The organism is Flavobacterium commune, assembly GCF_001857965.1.
Lineage (GTDB): Bacteria > Bacteroidota > Bacteroidia > Flavobacteriales > Flavobacteriaceae > Flavobacterium > Flavobacterium commune.
The window spans coordinates 86,173-111,895 of sequence record NZ_CP017774.1 but is presented as its reverse complement, the minus strand read 5'-3'; the positions used below and the strand labels follow the sequence as shown (position 1 = coordinate 111,895).

Sequence of the window (25,723 nt, the reverse complement as noted above, 5' to 3'; positions counted from 1 at the left end):
GAAGTTTCGTATTTAGCTGATTATATATAATTTATTTTATTCGTTTTACTTATTCTAAAAACAATGCTTGCTTGATTTTTTTTAATCTGTTCCAAATCCTAACATTGAATGGATGTTTAGGTGGATCTTTTGGTTTTTCGGCAGGATCATAAAGCATTCCGGTGCACAAACACATTTTATAATCTTTGCTTTTTAGTATTTCAAAATTAGTACAGGTTTTACAACCGGACCAAAATGTAGGATCGCTGGTTAGTTCAGAAAAAGGAACAGGTTTGTATCCTAAATCGGAATTGATTTTCATTACAGCTAAACCGGTTGTGATACCAAAAACTTTGGCACCAGGGTATTTTTTCAAAGAATAATTAAACACAAAGGTTTTAATTTTCTTGGCTAGACCTAGATTTCTAAAATCAGGATGTACAATCAATCCAGAATGGGCAACAAACTTACCGTGTTGCCAACTTTCGATATAGCAGAAACCTGCAAAATCACCGTTTTTATCCAATGCGATAACGGCATCTCTGTTTTCCATTTTTTTCTGGACATATTCGGGAGTTCTTTTTGCTATTCCGGTTCCTCTCAATAAGGCAGACGTTTCTATAGTATCACAAATAATTTGTGCATACTTAAAATGTTCTTCCTGAGCTATAACAATAGAGATATTCATTTCAAAAGATGAATTTTGGGTTAAAAAATGTGAAATAATTATATTTTAATACGGAACCTTTTTTGAAATTGACTGCAAAATTAACATAATAAAACCAACAAGAAAAAATGTAGGAATATAAAATGTGTAAAATTTTGTTTTTAGGATATGTAAATCCAACAAATAATGGCTGTAATTTCAATTTTGGTACTGATAAAAAATAATGAATTGATTTAGACAAAGAGTATTTAGATACTAAACAAGTATCCGTACTTCGGGCGAAGTAACAGGCCTGTCTATCCGTGACAATGAGGTAATATGTACACTTTTGTAATTCATTGATGCAAAAGTACACATATTTTTCAAACTGAACATGGTTTTATAATTTATTTTAACATTTGAGTTTTTGTACTCAAACGTTTGTAAATCAAATAATTGTGTTTTATTCGGTAGGAGAAGTTCTGAGGGTTTTAAATTTTGTTTTTTACCAGAATCCCTTTCAATTTAGATTTCAAATCTTCACCAGTGTTGTAGATCATTTGTTCGTTACTTGGAAACGGAACTAATTTTCGATTAAAATAAGAATAATAAGATTCTTCAGTAGCTCTTTTATCGCCTTTGTAAGTGGCATAATCATTTTTAAAAACAGATTCAGAAGTCAGTGGAAAAGATTGTAAAAGCTGTTTATTTTTAAAATCGATATAATCCACATTAGCAGTAATTTGAGAGGCTTTAAACTGATTGAATTCCCTAATTCGAATCACAATAGTTTTTAAATTATCTACTTTGATTACTTTTCCAAGGCTGTCTTTTACCGGTTTTCCGTTTTTGTCCAAAAGATCTTTGACACCATCTTTGATTATTTTTTCTTTTACAAATTCTTTCTCTTTGATTTGTTCAGGTGTGATGTTGATATCTTTAAAATTAACAACAATTTGATAATCGTATTTGATTTGTTTTTGTAAAGTATTGTGAAAAATTGTCCATTTGTCATTCATTCCAAGGGTGTTGAAATCCAGTAAATCGTTTTGTAAATCCACCGGAATTACCATATTAGTTTGATTGCGCAAGGCTACGGTAACGTAGTATCTTCCTTTAATCAAGGCCTCTTCCTGCAGTTGTAAGGTGTTTTGGTAGTTAGGATTAATTTGGTTTAAATATTCCAAATCGTCATAAGCTTTTCTAATGTCCATTTTGTTAGTTGACTTTAATAAGGCTTTGCTGTTGTCATATAAATATTTAGACAGGGCATTTTTGCTTTCAACGATTTGTTTGTTGTAATTGTCGAAAGAAAATTTAGCATTCTTTCCTTCTTTAAGAAGTTGTAAAGGAAGTAAAGGTTTTATTTTTTCCTGACGACGGTCTAATTGAATATAAGTGTTGTAAATTTTTTCAAGATTAGACGGATTTTTGTCTTGCTCGAGTAAGTTCAAGCTGTTTAAATCTCTTTCTTTGGCTTTAAAAAAAGCTTCTTCAAGAAGATATACATAATCCTGATTTCCTTTTTTGTCTTTATTCGAACGCAAATTATTTACGGCGTTATCAATGGCTTCGTCATAATTTCCTGAAGTCAACATATTGCGGGTTTGTTTTACGCCACAGGCAGTTATGAAAATTAAAGTGATAAGTAAGAGTAGGTGTTTTTTCATGGTCAAAATTTTGGACAAATATATTTTTAAAAAATTAATTTATTCGAATTATTAAGTAGCTGTTTGAATTTATTTTAAATAAAAGAAATTTTCTTTCCCTAGTACCTAAACGGAGGGAAATTTCTTTGAAATTCATTGAAATTACACCCTTTAGGATTTTTGGGAATTAATTTTGATGAATTTTATGCCAAATAAAAAGCCACCAAAAATGAATTTGATGGCTTTCGGAAATATAAAAAGGTTTGTGTGTTAGTGAGCACCGCCTTCGGTTTCCACATAGGAAACTCCTTGTTTTTTGAGGATTTTAGGGCAATAAAAACCATAAAAGGCTAAATAGCCAAATCCTAAAAGAGGTATGATGTAGGAGAAATGTGTCCAGGAAATCCCAAAAATTCCCTCAGGGTTGCTTAGGTCAAAATCGCAAATTCTTCCCTGAACCAGCGGAATTACCCCGCCTCCTAAGATCATCATAATCAGGAATGAAGAAGCTTTTCCGGTATTTTTTCCTAAACCTGCAATGGCTAAGTCAAAAATTGAAGGCCACATTATAGATAAGAATAATCCTCCTGAGATAAAAAAGAATTTCGCAATTTCTCTATCCGGATAAATTAATCCCATTAACATCATTACTAATCCTGAAATACCAAAAAGCATTAATGTTTTTCCGGCATTTTTTCCACCAATGAAACTAATCAGGATAAAAATTAAAATCCAAATAGGATAGATATAGAAAGCATCGACTTCGTGTTCGGCAAAAATATTGGTAGCTATAATAACTCCAAAAGCAAGGGCAGGAACAATAAATTTAAGTGCCATCGTGGTTAGTTTGGAAGTATTAAATACGTTTACCCCTCCATTCCAGCGGCCTATCATTAAGCTTCCCCAATACAAAGCAATAAACGGAGGGATGGATTCTTCTAAGATATTTCCAAATTCGGCAGTTTTTAATAAGGCGGGAAGATTACTGATGATGCTCACTTCGGTTCCTACATAAATAAAAATAGCAATCATTCCTAAATACAATTGAGGATAATCGCTAATAGCAAATTTTTTATTACCTGCTTCTATTTTTATTTCTTCTTCTTTTGCAGGATCTTCAATTTTAGAAAAAAGCATAAAAAGTGCTACCAGAATAAATGCGCAACCTAGGATGATAAAAGGAAGTTTGATATCTTCTAACGAAAGTGCTGTTTCTTTGCTGCTTCCCATTCCAAATAATGCAATTCCTAACAAAATAGCTCCAATAGTGGTTCCGAATGAGTTGACACCACCAGCTAATGTTAAACGATGCGCTCCGGTTGCGGGGCTTCCCATTTTAATAGCCAATGGATTGGCTACAATTTGTTGAATCGAAAATCCCAATCCTACGGTGAATAAAGCGGTTAGAAAGAAAGGAAAACTTTCCATTGTGGCGGCAGGAACAAATAAAAATGAACCAAAAGCAGAAAGAGTTAAACCGGCAGCCAGTGTTTTTTTGTATCCAAATTTTTGTAATACATCTGATTTTAGAGAAACCAGAAAAAAGATAATAGAACCCACAAAATAAGCTGCATAAAACGCCCAAGCTACTAATTGGGATTGTACCTGCGACAGCGTAAAAACCTTTTTAAATACCGGTATCAAAATATCATTGGCTGAACCAACAAATCCCCAGAAAAAAAATACGGTAACAAGGGAAATAAATTGCCCCCATTTGGTTTGTAAATTTTCAGAATTCATAATTTTTTAGTTGATTTTTTTAGTTTAGTGTTTTTTTTATTAGTGATGTTTTGCGTAAATGTATTTTTATTTTTTTTCAGTTCAAAAAGTTTAATTTTCTTTTTTGGAGTAAAATGTCGGTTTTTCGACGAAACGCATAAATATTACATGTTTTCGACTGAATTGTACATGTTTTTGTTTTTATCGAGTGTAAGTTTTTTATTTCTTTTAAATAAAAGATCCTGGTTGGGATTTGATAAACAGTTAATGCTTATGCTGTGGAACCGGCTGTGTATAATGGTTTGGGGGAGTTGTTGAATAAGTAGTAAAATAGAATGATTTTTGTGATTTGAGTTTTTAAGAGCTTTTACCGCAAACTTGTTATCCTGACAGGGAAGGATCTTAGCAAGTTGTTCTGTGTGTGTGTGTTGTACTGTTATAGTTAATCAAGATACCACACGAAAGGATTGGTGCGTGGTCTGGATTCTAGCACAATCTGAAGGAGAGGTACTAGTGGAATACTTTAGAAATAGGAGAATAGTTTTTTTTATAAGATTTTTTTTAATTTTGTAAAAAAAATAAAATGATTAAAAATGTTCTCTTTTTTCTATTGTTTCTTATTATTCTTTTTTCTTCTTCATCTTGTAGTCGTGGTATTTATCAAAAAGAAATAGTAACTCAAACAACTGGAATTGATTTTTCAAATGGTAAATGGCTTTTGGGAAATATAGATGTAGATTATGATGTTAAAGATAAGCTGACACGAAAGGTTGTAAAAGACTTTTCAAAGTATTTAAATAATAGGTTGGTGAATTCGATAAATGAGAGTTCACTTTTAATAGCAAATAATGTTCCTTTAAATCCAAGTAAATCAATGATTTTAGATTTAAAAAAAGGAACAGGTTATGATTATTTTATAAATATTAAGTACTTTAATGAGAAAAAACACTCTTTAAATTCTATTGCGGGAAAATATGTTGACAGGTTTACAGTTGATAAGTATTATTATACGAAAGATTGGAATCATTACATTGTTCAATTAGAAGTTTATGATTTAAATCTCGCGCAGATTATTTATTCTCAAAGAGTGCGGGGAGCATTGGGTGATAATACTGGAATAACTACTTCAAAACCAATTAAAGGAATTGTAATTGGATGTTATCAGATGATTATGAAAGATATCGATAAGAAATCTCGAAATTAAATTTTTTACTCAACGATAGGGGAAGATGTAGAAGAACGCAATTATGTTGATACACACCGAAGCAATTTATCTTTAGTAAAACCCGAAGAAGCTATTGAAATTAATAATTCTTATCTAAACGAGAAGAACAATTTGAACTGGTGTTAGATTTGGTAAAGGAAAAGTGTTAGGAAGCTGAATAAAAGGAGTTGGTGAGTGCTAACTCTTTTTTATTGTCTATTGATGGTGTGATTGAGTGTTGAATTTTGCTGTTTTTTTGCCGTAAACTTGTTATACTGGCAGAAGAACTTTTTGAAAGATTATTTCAAATATAATTTCTAGGATTAAGGATTATAGTTAATCAAGATGCCACAAGAAAGGATTTGTGCGGTAGCGTGGGTTAGTTTTTTTAGTTAGATTCTGCAATTTCAATCCTGAATTTTGCTAATTCAGTTTGTTGATTAAGCGGGTTGCTCATAAAACTCCAAGTCATATATAATAAAAATGTTTTTTCAATTTCTTTACCATGCATATTTGTATATTTTATGTGTAATTCCAATGGAGGATATTCCATATCACTAAAATGGTCATCTTCTAAAATTTCCTTCGCCTTGTATAGCCAATACAAGTCCAAATAACTTGGAGGAATTCTAATCGTGTTTTTTCTGTTTTCAATTGAGTATGGTAAAATGAAATTAAAATAGTTGCCAAAATTTTCATCATCAACCAAATAAAACCAATCAATATTTAACTTTTTCGATGAAATTGAAACTTCATTTTCGTGTAAAACACAATCAATTAAAGGGTTTTTCTTTGATTCTAATACGCTTTTAATTCCATTAAAATTCACAAACCAAGACCAACTAACTTGTTTAGCAGCAGCTAAACCAATATTGCTAATGTCAATTGTGAGTTCATTATATCCTTGTTTAGGATCTGTTTCCAACATTTTTTTCGTTGAATAGTAAAGTGAAAACATATCGTTTTCATCTTCTTCATCTTTATCATATTTATAAACAAAGAACTCAAGATTTGCGATATTTACATCGGGATGATAACTATGTTCTCTTTGTTTTTTTATTTCTCTGACAGTAATGAATGTTACTATTGTTGTCAGTAGAGCTGAAACCGCTGATATGGAATTAATCCAATCTGTAGCCGTAAAATTTGTTTCTGTCGTTATACAATCTATAAAAAAATGTTATCATAATAGTTTTATTTGTGTGATAAAAAAAAACAGAAAACCACCCGTTTTTAGGCAGATAGGAGTAATAGTTGTTGTATTTTCTTTTAAATATATCAAAATATCTTTACAAAATACCTTCTAAAAACAAAACGAACTAAATAGCCCTGATGGAAGCGGCATCCTCTTGTCTCGTCCCAAAAGACGAGACAAGAGATAGAGCGGACAGCAGGAGGGAAGTGCTTTGAAAACGAAGTCGTTATGCTCCTAAAAATGTAAAAAAGTGTACAAATGACGTTGAGTTTGGGTTTAGTGGTGATTATCAGCGGGATTTGTTTTGTAGTTACATAAAAAAGAATTAATTTTGCGCACCTTTTGGTGAATAAGAGTTTCCTTTAGGTATCAACTAATTATACAAACAACTTCTGTTGTTTTCTATCACATCAAGAAACTCGAGAGAATGCAGAATACAAATTTTTTATCAGCATGTCTGAACAAATTAAATCACAAGAAGAGTTTTTAGCAAATTTTAACTGGCACAACTTTGAAGAAGGTATTGATGCAGTAGATGAAAAAAACTTATTAGAGTTTGAAGAACTAGTATCTAAAACTTTCATCTCTACTGACCAAGAAGAAGTAGTTGAAGGAGTTGTAGTTAGAATTACTGATAGAGACGTTATCGTTGATATCAATGCTAAATCTGAAGGTGTTATTTCTTTAAATGAATTCCGTTACAATCCAAACTTAAAAGTAGGTGACAAAGTAGAGGTGTTAATCGACATCCGTGAGGATAAAACAGGTCAATTAGTATTATCTCACCGTAAAGCACGTACTATTAAATCTTGGGATAGAGTTATTGCAGCTAATGAAACTGGAGAAATCGTTAATGGTTTCGTTAAATGCAGAACTAAAGGTGGTATGATCGTTGACGTTTTCGGAATTGAAGCGTTCTTACCAGGATCTCAAATTGATGTTAAGCCAATTAGAGACTACGATGTTTATGTAAATAAAACTATGGAATTCAAAGTGGTAAAAATTAACCACGAATTCAAAAATGTTGTTGTATCTCACAAAGCTCTTATCGAAGCTGATATTGAAGTACAGAAAAAAGAAATCATTGGTCAATTACAAAAAGGACAAGTATTAGAAGGTGTTGTTAAAAACATTACTTCTTACGGTGTATTTATTGACTTAGGTGGTGTTGACGGATTAATCCACATTACTGACCTTTCTTGGTCAAGAATCAACCACCCATCTGAAGTTCTTGAATTAGACCAAAAATTGAACGTTGTAATCCTTGATTTTGATGATGAGAAAACAAGAATTCAATTAGGATTGAAACAATTAAACGCTCACCCATGGGATGCATTAGATGCTAACTTAACTATTGGTGATAAAGTTTCTGGTAAAGTAGTTGTAATCGCTGATTACGGTGCATTTATCGAAGTTGCTGAAGGTGTTGAAGGTTTAATCCACGTTTCTGAAATGTCATGGTCTACTCATTTACGTTCTGCTCAGGATTTCGTAAAAGTAGGTGATGTTGTTGAAGCAGTTATCTTGACTTTAGATAGAGACGATCGTAAGATGTCATTAGGTATCAAACAATTGACTCAAGATCCATGGACTGATATTACTTCTAAATACCCTGTAGGTTCTAAACATTCAGGTATCGTTAGAAACTTTACAAACTTTGGTATTTTCGTAGAATTAGAAGAAGGAATTGATGGATTAATCTACATCTCTGACTTATCTTGGACTAAGAAAATCAAACACCCATCTGAATTTGTAAATGTTGGTGAGAAATTAGACGTAGTTGTATTAGAATTAGATGTTGACGGACGTAAATTATCTTTAGGTCACAAACAAACTACTGCTAATCCTTGGGATCAATACGAAGATTCTTTCGCTGTAGGAACTATCCACAACGGAGAGATTTCTGAAATTGTTGACAAAGGAGCTACTGTAGAATTCGGAGATGATATCGTTGCTTTCATTCCTACTCGTCACCTTGAAAAAGAAGACGGAAAGAAATTGAAAAAAGGTGATTCAGCTGATTTCAAAGTAATCGAATTCAATAAAGAATTCAAAAGAGTAGTTGCTTCTCACACTGCTATCTTCCGTGAAGAAGAAGAGAAAAATGTGAAAGCTGCAACTGAAAATACTTCATCTGCATCTACTACTAATGCACCAGCTGCAACTTTAGGAGATAACAATGATGTATTAGCTGCATTGAAAGCTAAAATGGAAAAATCAGAGAAAAAATAATTTCTTAGATTTTCTAAATATTGAAAGTCCCGATAAAATCGGGACTTTTTTTATGCTCATTTTTTTAAGTTTTTTAGGAGAAAAGAGTTTTATGTAATTTTAGTAAGGATGCTGCGTAATTATAAGGTTTAATGGCTTTGATTTTGAGTTTATTAAAAGTATAATTTCTTAAAAATATTGATTTCAACCGTTTTTTGATGCATTTTGTCGAATTTTTTAGATATTCTTGATGCTTTATTTCTTACATTAGCATTGTGTTACCCCAATAATCTAATCTAAAAAGTACAGTATGGCAATAAATCTACTTTCTTTTATTAAAAATAATCTTCTAAAATTCTCTGTTTTTCTTCTATTTATCTTATCTTCAAATAGTTATTCGCAATGTGCCGGAGAAGATAGCAGTGTGACGATTTGTAATATTCAGGATCCTGCTAACAGCAATATTAATCTTTATAACCTTTTAGGAGGAAGTCCGGCAGCGGGCGGAACTTGGATTGATAACTCAAAACCTCTGGAAGAGAGTATTTTTAGTGGAATATTAAATGCCCAGGCATTACGAAGCAGTGGTATTTATACTTATACCTATGTTCAGGATCCATCAAGTTGTGCTGATAACGAAGCTACGGTTACTTTAAGAATTGGCCCTTATGCGGGTGTTCCCAGTCCTAACGTTTCTACTTGTAATGATGTAGAGTCTTTTAATTTATTTCTTGCTTTTGATGGTACAAAATTAGCTCCACAGCAAAATGGAACATGGAGAAACAGTGTTACTAATGCACTTTTACCAGGAAATACAATTAATCCAAAAGCTTTAGGGGAAGGAAATTATTCCTATACTTATACCATCCCGGCTTTAGACAGCTGTCCTGAACAGTCAGCTACGGTTTTTGTAACCGTTTTTAGAAAACCATTATCCGGAACTCCTTCCAATTTACTATTGTGTAGCAATAATGATTTGACGTTGTATAGAAATGTAAACTTGAATGATCTTTTATCAGCAGAGGATGCGGGTGGGAGATGGACAGATGTTTCTGGAACAAATCAGATAACAAGTCTAGCAGATAATAGAATAGATGTTGAGAGTATTTATAATACTTTTGGAGCGGGAACTTATAATTTTACTTATACCGTTTTGTCCTCAAATCCTATTTGTACTAATTCACAATCAACCGTTCAGATTGTTATTGAAGATCCTTTGGATTTTACAGGAAGCACTCTGGTTGTAAATTCAGATATTTGTGAAAACCTTATTCCTACAGCAACTTACAATGGCATTTTGACCAAGGGACCGCAAGCTATTCCTAATGGTAATTATGATGTTAGTTATAGTATTTCGAATGGAACTACTACAAATTTCATAACTGTTAATGGTAATTTTGTCAATGGCAATTTTGTTTTTGATATAGATGAGGATAATGAGTATCTTCTAGCCGTAGGCAATTATACTTTTACAATAACAAATATTGTCAACACAGCCAGTCGTCGTGCTTGTACTAATATTTTAGGAACTATTTCGGATATTTTAAATATTAATCCTTTGCCAAGAATTAATAATGCTACCGTAACCATTGAACCAATATGTAAAGGACTGGATGCTCTGGTTGAAATTTCAGGAAATACTAATTTAACAAATGGAAATTACAGAATTTCATATAATCTTTCCGGGGATAATGTCGCTGCAAGTCAGCAAACGGATTTTACGGTTACAAATGGAGTGGCACAATTTTCAATTCCGGCTACTCTGATTCCGAATGTTGGAGTGAATTCAGTTTTGAATTTTACTAATATTATTAATTTAACCAGTGGTTGTTCAAATCCTGTGGCTTTATCAAAAGCTTTTACTGTTAAGCCATTGTCAAATGTTGCTGCGGTTGCTTTAAATGCAAATAATATTTGTTTGGGTCAGGATGTCAGTGTTCAGCTTTCCGGATTAGGAACTTTGACCAATATTACCGTTGATTATTCTTTAACAGATGCTAATACTATGGCTAATCAAAATGTTATCCTTACAGTTAGCGCAGGGAATGCCAGTTTTACAATTCCTGCTTCAGCTCTTGTAAATACAGGAAATACAACAATTACGCTCAATTCTATTTTAGATAATTCAAATGGTTGTAGTTCAGTTGTTTTGAATAAAACCAAAACATTTGTTGTAAACAGTATTCCTAATAATCCTGCAGCTAATAGTTTTAGTTTTTGTAAAAATGATGTGAGAACAATAGCTAATTTGACACCAAGCGGAGCGCAATACCAATGGTTTGATTCGGTTTCATCTACCACAGTGCTAAGTGCTTCAACGGTATTGGTTACAGGAACTTATTATGTAAAAGAAGTAAATTCAACTACTACATGCGAATCGGGGAGAACAGCAATTTCAGTAACTATTAACGAATTAGATGCAGTTGTATTGGATACTGATGGTCAAAACTTTTGCGGTTTAGATAATCCTACAATTCAAAACTTAAGTGACAGGGTTTCGGCTAATGAAGAATTAGTTTGGTTTGATGCTCTTGAAAATGGAAATCAATTGATTGCCAATACAGCTTTAGTTGAAGGAAAAACCTATTATGCTTACAATTTTTCAAGTACAACTAATTGCTATTCGGACGCACTAGAAGTTACAGTTTCACTTTCAAACTGTGACGTTCCTGATGATTTCTTTATTCCCGACGGTTTTTCGCCAAACGGAGATCAAAAAAATGATGTTTTCAGAATTAAAGACATTGAATTTATCTATCCTGACTTTACTTTAGAAATTTATAATCGTTATGGGAATTTAATGTTCAAAGGAAATCGTACTAAAACCGAATGGGATGGTCGTAATTCAGATTACAAAATAGGGGTTGACGGAATAGCGCCTAATGGTGTTTACTTTTATGTTCTTCATTTTAATAAAGGAAATAAAAAACCAACTCAGGGAAGACTTTACCTAAACCGATAGCTGATTTTGTTACATTAAAACTAAACTTCGAATGAAAAAAATAATATTAAGTATCAGTTTCTTACTGTTGGTAATAAAAGTAGCTGCACAGCAAGACCCCGAATATACGCACTATATGTACAATATGAATGTTGTGAATCCGGCTTATGCCACCGGAACACAAGCCATGTTAGATTTGGGAGTTTTGTATCGATCGCAATGGGCAGGAGCCATAGGAGCCCCTAAAACGTTTAACTTTTTTGGGCATATCCCTTTGAATAAAAAAGTCGAAATGGGTGCTTCCATAATTTCTGATGACATAGGCGACGGAGCTTTGAAAGAAGATAATTTCTATGCTGATTTTGCTTATGTACTTGATGTGAGTACTAAGGCAAAGCTGTCTTTAGGATTAAAAGCCGGTTTTACTTCGTTTAAAACTAATTTTAATGGCTTTGTGTTAGAAACAGGCGATTCTTCTACCGATGAGGCATTCTCGGAGAATAGGAGTACTGTTTTTCCAAACATTGGTGTTGGAGCCTATTATTTTACCGATAATTATTATTTAGGATTGTCGGCACCTAATTTATTTTCGTCTAAGCATATTGAAGAACGCTCAGGAATTAATGCTTTTGGTTCTGAGAAAATTCATTTGTTTTTTACAGGAGGATATGTTTTTAATTTGTCGGATACCTTTAAGTTGAAACCGGCATTTATGACTAGGATGGTTCAGGGTTCGGCAGTTTCATTAGATCTTTCGGCTAATGTTTTGTTCAATGAAAAATTCGAATTAGGAGCTGCTTATCGATTTGATGATGCGGTAAGTGCCTTAATGAGTGTTAAGGTTTCGCCAAGTATTAGTGTAGGTTATGCTTATGATTATACTACTTCTAATTTTGGACAGTTTAACTCGGGAACGCACGAAGTTTTTGTTTTGTTTAATATCGATTTGTTAGGCAAAGGATTTGATAAATCACCAAGATTCTTTTAATATGATAGAAATGAAAAGAATATATCTTATTTTAATTGTATTGACTTTACAATTTGCTCAGGCGCAAACACAAGATTTACAAAGAGCCAAACGCTTATTTGAACGAACGTATTACAGCGAAGCGATTCCGCTGTATGAGTCTATCATGAATAGCAATCGTTCTTTTGAAGTGGTTAAAAACCTGGCTGATTCCTATTATTATACCAATGATTATGCAAATGCGCAAAGGAACTATCGCTTTTTGATAGCTAGATTTGCCGAAAATCTTGATGCTGAATATTATTTTAGATATTCTCAAACCTTAAAAGCTTCAGGCAATTATGATGAGGCTAATAAAGTAATGCGTGATTATTTTTTGAAAGCCAACAATCAAAAAGCTATTGAAAATCTTGAAAAAGAGAATCTGATTCTTGAGAATATTTCGGCTTTAGGCAATCGTTTTGATATAAAAAATATGCCAATCAATACATCAAATTCTGAGTTTGGAGCAGTAAAATATGGTGACAAATTGGTTTTTTCGGCAGTAATAAGAAAGCCTTATACTTTTGAAAAAGTATATAAATGGAATAACGAAAGTTATCTCGATTTAATGTCGGTTTCGCTTAAAAATCCTAAAGCCGATTCAATTCGAAAATTTGCTATCGAATTGGCTACACCTTTACATGAATCCAATGCGGTTTTTACTAAAAACGGAAACACCGTTTACTTTACCCGTAACAATTCTAATGATGGTGTAAGAGCTAAAAACGAAAATAAGATTTCGACTCTAAAAATTTACAAAGCAGAATTAGTTGATGGAAAATGGCGAAATATAACGGCTTTACCGTTTAACAGCGACAATTATTCGGTAGAACATCCTGCTTTGAGTAATGACGAGAAAACCTTGTATTTTGCATCGGATATGCCGGGTTCTTTGGGGTCATTTGATATTTACAGTGTTGCTATTTTAGGTTCTGATTACGGAACACCAAAAAATTTAGGAGCAACTATTAATACCGATAAAAAGGAGCAATTTCCGTTTATTTCAAAAGATAACAAACTGTATTTTTCGTCTAATGGTCATGCCGGTTATGGTTTTATGGATGTTTTTGTTTCTGAGATTAAAAACAACGATTTTGCGAAGCCGGTGAATATTGGTTTGCCGGTGAATTCAGGATATGACGATTTTTCGTTTGTAATAGATTCCGATACCCAGCACGGTTATTTTGCATCGAACAGAAAAGGCGGAAAAGGCGGAGATGATATTTATGAAATTAATGAAATTCAGCCTTTAGTGGTTGAAAATTGTATGCAGTACATTTCGGGAATTATTACTGATATTGACAGTAAACTTCCTTTAGCAAATACCAAAATAGTTCTTCAGGACGCTAAAAATAAGGAAATAGAAAGCAGTATCACTTCAGCCGATGGACGTTTTTCTTTTACAGTAGATTGTGAAAAAAGTTATTCGGTTCAGGCTTCTAAAGAAATGTACACGAATGCTTCCAAATTCTTGAAATTGTACAAAAACAGAAAGAAAGTGAATGATGCTTCGATGGCTTTAAAATCATTAGAAGTTATTAAACAAGAAGAATTAGCGGTTATAGAACAAAAGAAAAATGAAGCTAAACTTCTTGCTGAAAAACAGAAAAAAGAGGCAGCAATTATTGCCGAAAAGGCAAAAGTAGAAAAAGAAGCTGCGGTTAAAAAAGCTATTGTAGAAGCCGAAATCAAGAAGAAAGAAAAAATAGCAGCTATTGTCGCTGCTGAGAAAGATGTAGTAAAAGACAAAGAAAGATTGTTAATTAAAACCGATCCTATTTACTTTGATTACGATTTATGGTACATTCGAAAAGAATCTAAACCTATTTTAAATCGAGTAATTGAGTTGATGAAAAAATATCCTGATATGGTAGTTGAAATTGGTTCGCATACGGATAATCGTGGAAATGATAAGTACAATTTAGATCTTTCTTCTAAAAGAGCCAATTCGACCAGAGAATATTTCCTTAGTCAGGGAATTCCAGCCAAGCGAATTTTTGCTAAAGGTTATGGTGAAACCGTTCAAATTGTAAAATGTGTGCCAAGTGAATCTTGTACCGAAGAACAACACGAATTGAACCGAAGAAGTGAATTTGTAATCAAGAATTTGTAATAATAAAATACCGTTGATACTAAAGTGAGGTTCTGTGAATCTCACTTTTTTTTAATTTTTTAAAACCAATAAAGAACTACTGTCGTAAATGCTTTTATATAACCTAAAAAAAACATTTATGAAAACTACAAAATTTTTATCAGTAGCCTTTTTTGCCCTGGCATTTGGAGTCGCTTCTTATGCTCAAAAAACAGTAATGGTAGGTGGAGCACCTATGTATCCTACTAAAAACATTGTTGAAAATGCTGTGAATTCTAAAGATCACACCACATTAGTAGCTGCGGTAAAAGCAGCCGGATTAGTTGAAACCTTACAAACATCCGGGCCGTTTACTGTTTTTGCACCTACCAATGCCGCTTTTGAAAAATTACCTGAAGGTACTGTCGAAAGTTTATTAAAACCGGAAAGTTTAAAAACCTTGCAAACCGTTTTGACCTATCATGTGGTTGCAGGAAAAATGAATGCTTCTGATGTTGCTAAAGCCATTAAAGCCGGAAATGGAAAAGCTACTCTAAAAACAGTGAGTGGTGGAACTTTGACAGCTTGGATGAAAGGAAAAAAAATATACATCACAGATGAAAACGGATCAATGTCCGAAGTTACAATTGCAGATGTAAATCAGTCTAACGGAGTAATTCACGTAGTTGATACTGTTTTATTGCCAAAACAATAGTTGTTTGTTAATTTAGATTGTTGAGAATGACAAGTTGGAGTTTATTCACTTGACTCATTCAAAATCAAAAAGACACTATCCCAAAAAGTGTGTAAGTTGAAAAGTTAAGGCTTCGTTTTTATAATCGGAGCCTTTTTTCAAATATAAGGGTAAATTGGTTTAAAACAATTCCCCAATTTTGAATAGGCATTGACCATTTTTTGGTCGCTTCTTTTAAAGCCAAAAATACCGATTTTAATACAGCATCATCTGTTGGGAACGACATTTTATTTTTAGTGTATTTTCTAATTTTTCCGTTTAAGTTCTCGATTAAATTTGTTGTATAAATGATTTTTCTAATTTCAATTGGAAAATCAAAAAATACGGTCAATTCATCCCAGTTATCTCGCCAGGATTTAATTGCATAAGAATATTTGGATTCCCATTTGTCTGCAAAATCGTTTAAAGCCAACTCTGCTGCTTGTTTTGTTGGAGCGTTATAAATATGTTTCATATCGGCAGTAAATTGTTTTCTATCCTTCCAAACAACATATTTACAAGCGTTTCTAATTTGATGAACCACACAGATTTGTGTTTGGGATTCAGGAAAAACACTTCGGATTGTTTGAGTAAATCCATTTAAATTATCGGTAGCTGTAATAAGTATATCTTCAACGCCACGGGCTTTTAAATCAGTCAAAACACTCATCCAAAAGCTACTGCTTTCATTCTTACCAAGCCACATTCCTAAAACATCTTTTTTACCATCTCTGTTAAGCCCTACAGCTAAATAAATAGTTTTATTGATAACTTTCGAACCTTCTCTAACCTTAAAAACAATACCATCCATCCAAACAATTAAATAAAGCTCTTCTAGTGGCCTGTTTTGCCAAGTAACTACTTCATTTGTAATTGTGTTGGTAATACGTGATATAGTCGAAGAAGACACTTCAAAATCATATACCTCCTTGATCTGTTCTTCAATATCACTAACACTCATGCCTTTAGCATAAAGTGAGATGATGACATTTTCAATACCTTGGGCTATATTTTCTCTTTTAGGAACAAGCAGGGGATTAAAGGAAGAATCTCTGTCACGAGGAACTTTGATTTCTTGTTGACCAAAAGAGGTCTTTATTTTTTTAGTTCCGTGTCCGTTGCGATAATTACCCTTAGTGGTTTTATCGTGTTTTTCATTGTCTAAATGAGCATCAAGTTCGGCTTCGAGCATATGTTCAACAGCTCGTTTGTGCATCGTTTGAAAGAATGAGGTTAAATCTTCTGCATTCTTGAAGGATTTATAGAAATCCTTGTTGTTTAATAAGTCGTCTTTGTCAATCATAATTATGTAAGGTTAAAAATAACAAAAAGTTATTTCCGAAAAATATTTTTGAGCTTTTTAAAGGAGCTCAAATATTTTTCAGAATAACTTTTCAACTTACACAGTTAGTGAGACACTACCATCAAAAAGCACAGTATTACACTGTGCTTTTTGCGTTTTAGATGTTGTTTATAGATTCGGCCGTTTTAGTAAACGGTCGAGTTTATAACAACATTTTATTTTTCAAAGTCAACTTTTACTTTGAATTCGTTTGATTTTAAAATATTTTCGATAGAACCAAAAGTGGCAATGGTTTTTTGGTATTCTTTTTCTTTTTTCAGGGCAATTTGTCTCAAGGCATTTTGAAAACGGCTCACTTCTTTCAGCGTGGTTAAAATTAAACCCGGAACGGCTGTGTTTTTTCCTTCTTTATCTTTGGCCACCATTGTAAAATAAGAAGAATTGCAATGTTTAATAACTCCGGTTTGAATGTTTTCGGCTTCTACACGGATACCAATAATCATCGAACTGTTTCCCACATAATTTACGCTGGCTTTCATGGTTAGCAGTTCGCCTACTTCAACAGGTTTCAGAAAGTTTACGGTATCAACAGAAGCTGTAACGCAATAATTTCCTGAAAATTTAGAACCACAGGCAAAGGCAATTTGGTCCATTAGCGATAAAATATAACCACCATGGATTTTTCCACTGAAATTAGTGTGCGAAGGCAACATTAATTCAGAGATTGTTATTTTTGAAGAATCGACAGTTTTATATTCGGTACTCATAAATGTTGTTTTTGGGTAATTTGCGATTTTAAATATCTTGTTTTTCAGCTGTTAAAAGTACAAAATTAGATTTTGGAGATTCGCATAAAGAACAGCAATAATCAACAGGCAAATCATTGAAGAATACTCCTTTTTCAATTCCCTGAACAGCATCGCCATATTCTGAATTGTAAATAGTCAAACATTCTGAACATTGGTAAATATCATGTTCTTGTTTTTCTTTTTTAGTGGCTGCTGCCGCATTGTTTTCAACCGGAGTATTATTTCCTAATTCGTTAAAGTATTTTTTACTTAATTCGATAAGTATACTAGGCAATTCAAGTTTGTCAATATCTTGGGTATGAATGATGTATTCACGGGTGTTAGGATCGAAATGTTTGGCATACAAAACATTGTAAGTATCCCTGATCTTTATGGATTCCAAATCTTTTGGTAAATTATTCTTTTCGATAACAATCGAAGTGAAATAATGTCCCTCGCGGTTGTAATCAGAAATACCAAAGGTGAGTCCGTAAGTACTGATGTCAAATTGATCTAATGTTCTAACCAAAAAAGTTTTCAGATTTAGAGACCAGTCGGTAGCTACAGGAAGATGCCAGTTTAATTCTAAAAGCGAATGACGCACATTAATTCCTTTTTTCCCCAGGAATTTTTCCCAGTCTAATTTTCGGTCTTTTGGAATTCCTTTTATAATGAAGGATTTCCAGGGCGTGATACATATTTTTCCGATTTTACAATCAAAACATAAATCACACATTTCTTTTAGGAATTCTAAATCGTAAAGGTTGTTTCTCCAGTATAATCCAAGCCAGTATTGATCAATTCCCAAGCGGTTCATTCCTTCGTAATACGGAAAAGGATAAAACGGAACATTTAAGGCTTTGTCAATAGTTCGGTTATTGGTGTCTAAATTTTCACTCACAAGGTTGAAAATCATCTCGATACCTATTGTAGGTTCTTCGTTAACAATGCGTTCGATTTCATAATAAATTTTAGAAATATCCCAGCTGTAAATCAATACAGGATACACTTCCATGCGCTGCCAGTTAGGCAAACGAATGTATAAATACCAATAATCTTCATGTTCAGAAGCAATAAAGTTGATATGTCCTGTAAATAGAGGAACAAGCTGTTGTTTTGGGTCGGTTATGTTTACCTTTAAAACCGGCTGTTCTTTGAATTGTTCTAATACATACAGGAATTTATTACCTGTAAGCCAGGGTGTATTTCTGAAAATATCAGTAGAAACATAAGAAGAAACAATGTTGTTTCCGCTTTGTTCATTAGGATAAACGATATGTAATTTGCCATTATTTTCCGTTTCCGAATATTGAAATCCATCAGGAAAAATAATGTCTTGTCGGGAACCAAAAGAAATTGTTTTTAGCCCTTGTGCCATACTCATGTTTACAATATTTCGTAATTCCCCTGGCGAAATAACGCCTCCTTTTACTATTAATCGTGTTAATTCCATGTTCTTGTTTTTTTAGTCCTTAGTCCTTAGTTTTTAGTCCTTAGCTGTTTGAAAAACTAGGGACTAGGTACTAAGGACTTTTTAACTTATTTACACTTTGCTAAAATCTCTTTTACTTCGGTTTTACAGCTACCACAACCTAATCCGGCTCCGGTTGATTTGCACAATTCTGTGAAATTAGTTGTTCCTGCTTTGACAGCTTCTTCGATGTTTCCACTTCCTACCTGGCTGCAAGAGCAAACTAGTTTCCCCACAACAGGCTTGGCAGAAGCACTGCTGCCTCTCAACAACTGATTACGTTTGTCTGATAATTCGATTTTGCTTTCAATCATGGTTTTGAATTCGGCAAATTCATTTTTATCTCCCATTAAAATAGCTCCTATTAACAAATCGTCTTTAACGATACATTTTTTGTAATAACGCTTTTTCAAATCGGCAAAGACAATTTCCTCGTAACTATCGTCATTTTCAGGAATACTAACTTCTCCAATACTACAAAGGTTGATGTCTTCCAGTTTTAGAATATTCATTAATACCGAACCTTTATAGAAACTGCTAATATCTCCGGCTAAAAAGTTAGCCAAAATATCAGCCTGTTCTTCGGCAGCTGAAGTAATTCCGAATAGTTTACCATCAAATTCGGCAATTTCTCCAATGGCAAATACATCAGGATTAGAGGATTGTAAATACTGATTGACTTTTACTCCGCGTCCGCAAGCAATACCGGATTCTTTGGCTAGTTCTATATTTGGAATTGTTCCAATGGCATATACAATAGCATTAGCCGTTAAAATACGTCCACTTTTTAGCGCAATTTCCAGTTCATTAGCATTATCAGTTTCGAAAACTGTACTTACCTCATTATCAAAATAGATTTGAATATCCCGAAGTTGTACTTCTTCAGCTAATAATTTGCAGGAAATACGATCTAACTGGCGCTCCATTAATCGGGAAGCTCTTTGAATTATGGTGATTTTTACTTTTTTATGTTTTAAGGCAGCTGCTAATTCCAAACCTAATAAACCGCCACCTACAATTACTACGTGTTGTTCTTCCGGTGCTAAATTAGTGCTGTCTAAATAGTCCTTCAATCGGTCAGCATCTTCTTTTTTACGCATTGTAAAACGTCCCGGCAAGTGCAATTGCGCATTTTCCGGAACAAAAGGACGGCTTCCTGTAGCAAGGATTAGGTTGTCAAAAGTATGTGTTTCACCACGACTATCCGTTATTGTTTTAGCAGTAGTGTTTATATTCTCTATACCTACTGATGATTTTAAAGTAATATTGAGTTTACTTAAACCTTCCTGATCTTTTACTTTTAATAAGTTTTCCCAGGACAATTCATTGGTAACATATTCGGGTAATAATACACGATTGTAAAACGGATTGGCTTCATTAGAGAAAACAATAATTTCATCCTTAGCATTCAGTTCTCTGTAATTTTGGATGAATCTAAAAGCAGCTGCTCCGGCACCTACAATAGCAATTTTTTGAGAAGGTTTTTCATATTTTGCTACGGCTACCGCAGTATATTTAAAATCAGGTTCTTTAGAAACAGGGTCAATTAGTGTATTGGTCAGGTTATTGGTTCTGTTTAAATCGTTGTCTAATTGTTTCCCCCAGTGCATTGGTAAAAAGACAACTCCTTCCTTGATAGTGTCAGTTACGGTGGCTTTGACACGAACTTCTCCGTTTTTACTGCTCACCACTACAATATCTCCGTTTTCTATTTCGGCTTTAAAAGCATCGATAGGATTGATTTCTAAAAACGGATTCGGAATGTGTGATAGCAATCGGGATACTTTTCCTGTTTTGGTCATTGTATGCCATTGATCTCTAATGCGTCCTGTGGTAAGTATAAAGGGATATTTATCATTAGGTTGTTCTGAAGTATTTTCAATTGATACAGGCAAATTGAAAATAGCTTTTTGAGAAGGCGTATAAAACTTTTTATCAGTAAAAAGGCGAGGTGTTCCCGGGTGTCCATAATCAGGAACAGGCCATTGAAAAGTACCTTCGTGTTTTAAACGGTTGTAATTCAGAAAAGAAATATCAATATTGGTGTTTTTTGTCATTTGACAATATTCCTTATATACTTCTTCTGATGTGTTGAAATTGAATCCGTTGAAGCCCATTTTTTTAGCAAAACGGGTTAGGATTTCAAAGTCAGGCAGTGCCTCTCCTGGTGCGTTAATTCCTTTAGGTAAATAGGAAATACGTCTTTCTGAGTTGGTCATTGTTCCTTCTTTTTCTAACCATCCGGCTGCCGGTAATAATAAATCGGCAAATTTAGCCGTATCAGCATTATGAGATATTTCCTGAACCACTACAAATTTGGCATTTTGCAATGCTTTTTCCACTTTTCGGGAATCGGGTAAACTCACCATTGGATTAGTACAAATAATCCAAACAGCTTTCATTTTTCCGGATTCTAAGGCTTCAAACATTTCGGTAGCAGTCAATCCCGGTTTTTCCGAAATACTATCTACTCCCCAAAAATCAGCAACTTCCTGACGGTGTTCCGGGTTGTTTAATTCCCTGTGAACCGCTAATAAACTGGCCATTCCACCTACTTCTCTTCCCCCCATGGCGTTAGGTTGTCCTGTTAAAGAGAAAGGTCCTGAACCAGGTTTACCAATATGTCCGGTTAATAAAGAGAGGTTTAATAAGGCAGTGTTTTTATCAACGCCCACAGCACTTTGATTCAGTCCCATTGCCCAAAGTGAAAGAAATCCTTGAGCTTTACCAATTAAATCAACAGCTAAATCAATTTCTTTGATTGAAATACCACACAGTTGTGATGCTTTTTCCAGTGAAGTAGAAAGTACTAACTTCATGTAAGCATCAAAATTTTCGGTGTGTTGTTTGATAAAATTAGTATCCATGTAGCCTTTTTCAATAATTCTTTTGGCTAAGGCATGGTATAGTATAATGTCGCTTCCCGGAAGGATTTGCAAATGTAAATCGGCAGTTAGGGCAGTATCGGTTTTTCTTGGATCGATAACAATAACCTTTACTTTTGGGTTTTTCTCGCGGTGTTGTTCTAAACGTCTGAATAGGATAGGGTGGCACCAGGCCGGATTTGCTCCCGTAATCAGGAAAGTATCAGCTAGTTCAATATCTTCATAAGCAATAGGCACGGCATCTTCTCCAAAGGTTTTTTTGTAACCCACCACAGCCGAACTCATACATAGACGAGAGTTGGTGTCAATATTATTTGTTTTCAAAAAACCTTTTACCAATTTGTTTACCAAATAATATTCTTCGGTAAGACATTGTCCGGAGATATAAAAACCTACAGAGTCAGGACCATATTTTTTTATCATTGAAGAAAACACAGCTGCGGCACGATCTAAACCATCGTCCCAGCTTACACGCTCCATAGGGTGCGATTTGCTCCAACGCATTTCAGGATAAAGAATTCTATCAGAAGTATCGTTAGCTACATAATGTAGGTTCATTCCTTTTGAACAAAGCATTCCTCTGTTTACAGGATGGTCTTTGTCTCCTTTTACCGTTACTCCATTGCTGGGATCTTTGCTTACAATGATTCCGCATCCTACTCCACAATATGAACACGTAGTTTTGATTTCTGAATTTTGCATTATCATCGGTATTTTTTAATTGCGAAATCTTTTTAAATAGTAGATACTATTTTTAAAATGTAAAAATACGTATTTATTACGTATAAGTACGTAATTTTTTTAAAAAAAAATGCAAGTTTGCCAAATAACTAAAAGAAGTCTAAAATAATGCTTTTTATCTTTTTTTTGGTTCAAAAAACAATTATTAATTCAAAAAACAAATGTTTAGTCTGCTGTCAATTTTTATTTATTCGAAAGTAAATTCATGATTGTATCGTTTGTGGTAAATCTAATTTTCGATTTATTTATTAGGTAGTTGCAAATAAAAAAGTGTTTTTGAGTATTTTGTTCTATTAGTTTGATAATGTGTGTTTTTTGTTCTGCTTTTGATTGGTTTTTGAGTTTTATATTTATTGTTAGAATAGCATTCTTATAGTTTATAGTAGTCTATATATAATAAGGTGTAATTTTCTAAAAGACGGTTTTTCGTTTTTAGCTTTGAAATTTAAGGATGCTCAATTTTGAATTTTGCCACTTAAAATATTTTATCAGCACACTGATTTTTCTTTATCTATATATTATAGCTAAGCCGTTTCTTTTTTTTGAATATAAATTTGACTGCAAACAGCTATTTCCAGCTGTTATTTTTAATTATACGTATTTTTCTTTTTGCGAATAACTAGTTATTTTTAGTTTTTCGGTGTGTACTTAATTTTTGTTTTTCCTTGTGTTTATTGGGTTTTGTTCTTGTTTCTTGCGTTTTAGCAAGGTTTTGAATGATTTTTAATATTGGATTTACTGTTTTAAAAAGTTGTTTTTGACTGGTTTTTAGATGATTTTTAAGTATTAGTACTTACGTACATTTGCTTCATACAAAACATAAATCATTAAAATTGTAAAAATGGAAAAATCAACTCAAAAAACAGCAAAGTTCTTTTCAAGAGTCCTATTAGCGGCTATAGTAACAGTGTTTTCTTTATCTGCAATGAAAACAAATGCGCAGGCAGGTGAACCAATTAAATTAGGATTCATTCCTTTAACAGATTGTTCGCCTATAGTTATGGCTAAAGAATTAGGTTTATTTAAAAAATACGGTGTAAATGTAGTGGTAACAAAAGAGTCTTCATGGGCTAATGTTAGAGATAAAATCTTAACAGGAGAATTAGATGGGGCACACTGTTTGTATTCAATGCCTTTTTCAGTTTACACAGGAGTAGGTGGAAAGGCTGGTTCAGAAATGAAAATTGCCATGATGCTTAACTCAAACGGACAAGCTATTACCTTATCAAATGATTTTTGTGGAAAAGTAGGTTTTAAAGATATGGCTAAGGTAGCTCCGGTAGTAGCTGCTAAGCTAAAAGCCGAAAAAGAAGTAACTTTTGCGATGACTTTCCCTGGAGGAACGCATGATTTATGGCTTCGTAACTGGTTAGCTGCGGCTGGAGTAAATCAGAAAACATCTAAAATTATCACTATTCCGCCTCCGCAAATGGTGGCAAATATGAAAGTAGGAAACATGGATGGATTTTGTGTAGGAGAGCCTTGGGGTGGTGTTGCAGCTATGCAGGGAATTGGTTTTACACAAATTGCTACTCAAGACATCTGGAAAGACCATCCTGAAAAAGCATTGGTAGTAAACAAAGATTTTAGTGCTAAAAGAAGAGAAGATCTTAAAAAAGTAATGAAAGCCATTTTAGAAGCTTGTATGTGGTTAGATGTTCCTGCAAATCGTAAAAAAACAGCAGATATTATTGGAAAAGCACCTTATGTAAACGCTAATAACGATGTTATCCAAGATCGTTTGAATGGAGAATACAACTTGGGTTGTAAACTAGGACAAAAAATATACAAAGGAGACCAAATGGTTTTCCATAAAGGCGGATTGGTTAATTTTCCTCGTAAATCTCACGCCATTTGGGCTATGGCACAATATGTAAGATTTGGATATTTGAAAGAAGCACCAAATTACAAAGCGATTGCAGATAAACTAATTCTACAGGATTTGTATAAAGAAGTTGCTGCAAGTATGAAAGTAAAAGTACCTGCTGATGATATGAAACCATTTTCACTTACTATGGACAAAACGGTTTTTAACCCAGCAAATCCAGCAGCTTATCTTAAAGTTGTAAAAAGATAATAAAATAAAATAGCAAATAATCCCTCTCGAAGGGGAGGGATATTTGAAAAAGCATCCCCAGAATAAACAAAAACAATTAAAAAAAAACATTACAAGGAAGTTAAACTAAAAAAGATTGAATCATGTCAGAAAGAGAAATAGTAGCAGTAGGAACTTATGAGGAGGTAAAAGCAGCTTCGGTAGCCACTTCTCAAAGTGAAGAAAACAAAAACGAAAGATTAAGTGCATTAGCTGATAAGCTGTTAGAAAAATCAAAATCATTGCTTTTTGCAGCATTAGGATTGTTCATCGTTGGTGGATTGTGGGAGTTATTGAGTAGTATTACAAAAGATGCTCTGCCGGGTCCAATAGCAACATTAACGGTTTTATACGAAATGATTAGTGATCCGTTTTACGATTATGGTCCTAACGACAAAGGAATCGGATTGCAATTGTTTAACTCTATAAAAACCGTATTATTAGGTTTCTTTTTAGGCTCATTAGTAGCTATTCCAATAGGGATATTGATGGGAGCAAGTACTGTTTGCAAACAAATTTTTTACCCTATCGTACAACTTTTAAAACCGGTTTCGCCATTAGCATGGTTCCCAATTGGTTTAGTGGTATTCAAAGACACAGGTTTAGCAACTATTTTTATTGTATTTATTACGTCGTTATGGTCAACATTAATTAATACTTCTTTTGGTATTGCATCTTTGCCTCAAGATCATAAAAATGTAGCCAAAGCATTTGGATTTTCTAAAATGAGATATTTAACTAAAATTTTAATTCCATTTAGTTTACCTCACATCATTACAGGTTTACGTTTGAGTATCAGTGTAGCTTGGTTAGTAATTGTAGCTGGCGAAATGTTATCAGGAGGAGCCGGAATTGGATTTTTTGTATGGGACAGCTGGAATGCTTTAAGTCTTGAAAAAGTAATATCAGCCATTATCATCATTGGTGTAGTAGGATTACTTTTTGATAAATTATTTACTTACATAGAAAACAAAGTGGCTTACAAAGCGTAAAACAAAGTGACTAAGGTACTGAGTTGCTATGACTCTAAGTTTAAAAAAAAAACTTATAACCTGAAATCTAAAATCAATAGTCTAATATCTA

At 33.4% G+C, this 25,723-nt stretch carries 16 protein-coding genes; 8 read left to right on the top strand and 8 right to left on the bottom strand.

From position 1 onward, the window contains the following. Positions 1 to 49: 49 nt before the first annotated feature. The 3 genes from BIW12_RS00400 to BIW12_RS00385 form a co-directional block, all read right to left on the bottom strand. On the bottom strand, positions 50 to 667 hold the full coding sequence (locus BIW12_RS00400; protein WP_071183295.1) for a GNAT family N-acetyltransferase: 618 nt from the start codon (positions 665 to 667) through the stop codon (positions 50 to 52). A 449-nt stretch (positions 668 to 1,116) separates the two neighbouring features. Continuing rightward, positions 1,117 to 2,295 (bottom strand): hypothetical protein, encoded by a 1,179-nt coding sequence (locus BIW12_RS00390; RefSeq protein ID WP_071183293.1) that lies wholly within the window; start codon positions 2,293 to 2,295, stop codon positions 1,117 to 1,119. A 249-nt stretch (positions 2,296 to 2,544) separates the two neighbouring features. Further along, positions 2,545 to 4,014, bottom strand: a complete 1,470-nt coding sequence (locus BIW12_RS00385; protein WP_071183292.1) for an MFS transporter — start codon at positions 4,012 to 4,014, stop codon at positions 2,545 to 2,547. Between the two features lie 562 nt (positions 4,015 to 4,576). Between BIW12_RS00385 and BIW12_RS00380 the strand changes: the two genes are divergently transcribed. Next, positions 4,577 to 5,197 (top strand): hypothetical protein, encoded by a 621-nt coding sequence (locus BIW12_RS00380; protein ID WP_071183291.1) that lies wholly within the window; start codon positions 4,577 to 4,579, stop codon positions 5,195 to 5,197. Between the two features lie 388 nt (positions 5,198 to 5,585). Here the strand turns inward: BIW12_RS00380 and BIW12_RS00375 are convergent, their stop codons facing one another. Then, complete coding sequence (locus BIW12_RS00375; protein ID WP_071183290.1) at positions 5,586 to 6,125, bottom strand: hypothetical protein; 540 nt, start codon at positions 6,123 to 6,125, stop codon at positions 5,586 to 5,588. Between the two features lie 720 nt (positions 6,126 to 6,845). Here BIW12_RS00375 and rpsA point away from each other — a divergent pair. The 5 genes from rpsA to BIW12_RS00345 all read left to right on the top strand — a co-directional run bounded on the left by rpsA (position 6,846) and on the right by BIW12_RS00345 (position 15,339). Further along, positions 6,846 to 8,624 carry a 30S ribosomal protein S1 gene (gene rpsA / locus BIW12_RS00365; RefSeq protein ID WP_071183288.1) on the top strand — a complete coding sequence of 593 codons (1,779 nt, stop codon included), beginning with the start codon at positions 6,846 to 6,848 and terminating at the stop codon, positions 8,622 to 8,624. Between the two features lie 289 nt (positions 8,625 to 8,913). Further along, entirely contained in the window at positions 8,914 to 11,565 is a 2,652-nt protein-coding gene (locus tag BIW12_RS00360) for a gliding motility-associated C-terminal domain-containing protein (RefSeq protein ID WP_071183287.1), read from the top strand. A gap of 31 nt (positions 11,566 to 11,596) precedes the next feature. After that, complete coding sequence (locus tag BIW12_RS00355) at positions 11,597 to 12,532, top strand: PorP/SprF family type IX secretion system membrane protein (protein WP_071183286.1); 936 nt, start codon at positions 11,597 to 11,599, stop codon at positions 12,530 to 12,532. 10 nt (positions 12,533 to 12,542) lie between these two features. After that, complete coding sequence (locus BIW12_RS00350; RefSeq protein WP_071186031.1) at positions 12,543 to 14,666, top strand: OmpA family protein; 2,124 nt, start codon at positions 12,543 to 12,545, stop codon at positions 14,664 to 14,666. Between the two features lie 118 nt (positions 14,667 to 14,784). Next, entirely contained in the window at positions 14,785 to 15,339 is a 555-nt protein-coding gene (locus tag BIW12_RS00345) for a fasciclin domain-containing protein (protein WP_071186030.1), read from the top strand. Positions 15,340 to 15,457: 118 nt separating this feature from the next. Here the strand turns inward: BIW12_RS00345 and BIW12_RS00340 are convergent, their stop codons facing one another. From BIW12_RS00340 to BIW12_RS00325, 4 genes are all read right to left on the bottom strand, one after another. Beyond that, positions 15,458 to 16,660 carry an IS256 family transposase gene (locus tag BIW12_RS00340; protein ID WP_071183285.1) on the bottom strand — a complete coding sequence of 401 codons (1,203 nt, stop codon included), beginning with the start codon at positions 16,658 to 16,660 and terminating at the stop codon, positions 15,458 to 15,460. Positions 16,661 to 16,875: 215 nt separating this feature from the next. After that, positions 16,876 to 17,427 carry an acyl-CoA thioesterase gene (locus BIW12_RS00335; protein WP_071183284.1) on the bottom strand — a complete coding sequence of 184 codons (552 nt, stop codon included), beginning with the start codon at positions 17,425 to 17,427 and terminating at the stop codon, positions 16,876 to 16,878. Between the two features lie 28 nt (positions 17,428 to 17,455). After that, positions 17,456 to 18,901, bottom strand: coding sequence for a rubredoxin (locus tag BIW12_RS00330; protein WP_071183283.1), 1,446 nt, complete (start codon positions 18,899 to 18,901; stop codon positions 17,456 to 17,458). A gap of 86 nt (positions 18,902 to 18,987) precedes the next feature. Then, the gene (locus tag BIW12_RS00325; RefSeq protein WP_071183282.1) at positions 18,988 to 22,506 is read right to left on the bottom strand and encodes a nitrate reductase; all 3,519 of its coding nucleotides are present in this window, start codon (positions 22,504 to 22,506) and stop codon (positions 18,988 to 18,990) included. A gap of 880 nt (positions 22,507 to 23,386) precedes the next feature. On the opposite strand from BIW12_RS00325, the gene BIW12_RS00320 reads away from it, so the two are divergent. Both BIW12_RS00320 and ntrB read left to right on the top strand, forming a co-directional pair. After that, entirely contained in the window at positions 23,387 to 24,622 is a 1,236-nt protein-coding gene (locus BIW12_RS00320) for a CmpA/NrtA family ABC transporter substrate-binding protein (protein ID WP_071183281.1), read from the top strand. Between the two features lie 122 nt (positions 24,623 to 24,744). Continuing rightward, positions 24,745 to 25,632 (top strand): nitrate ABC transporter permease, encoded by an 888-nt coding sequence (gene ntrB, locus BIW12_RS00315; protein WP_083382019.1) that lies wholly within the window; start codon positions 24,745 to 24,747, stop codon positions 25,630 to 25,632. Positions 25,633 to 25,723 lie beyond the last annotated feature (91 nt).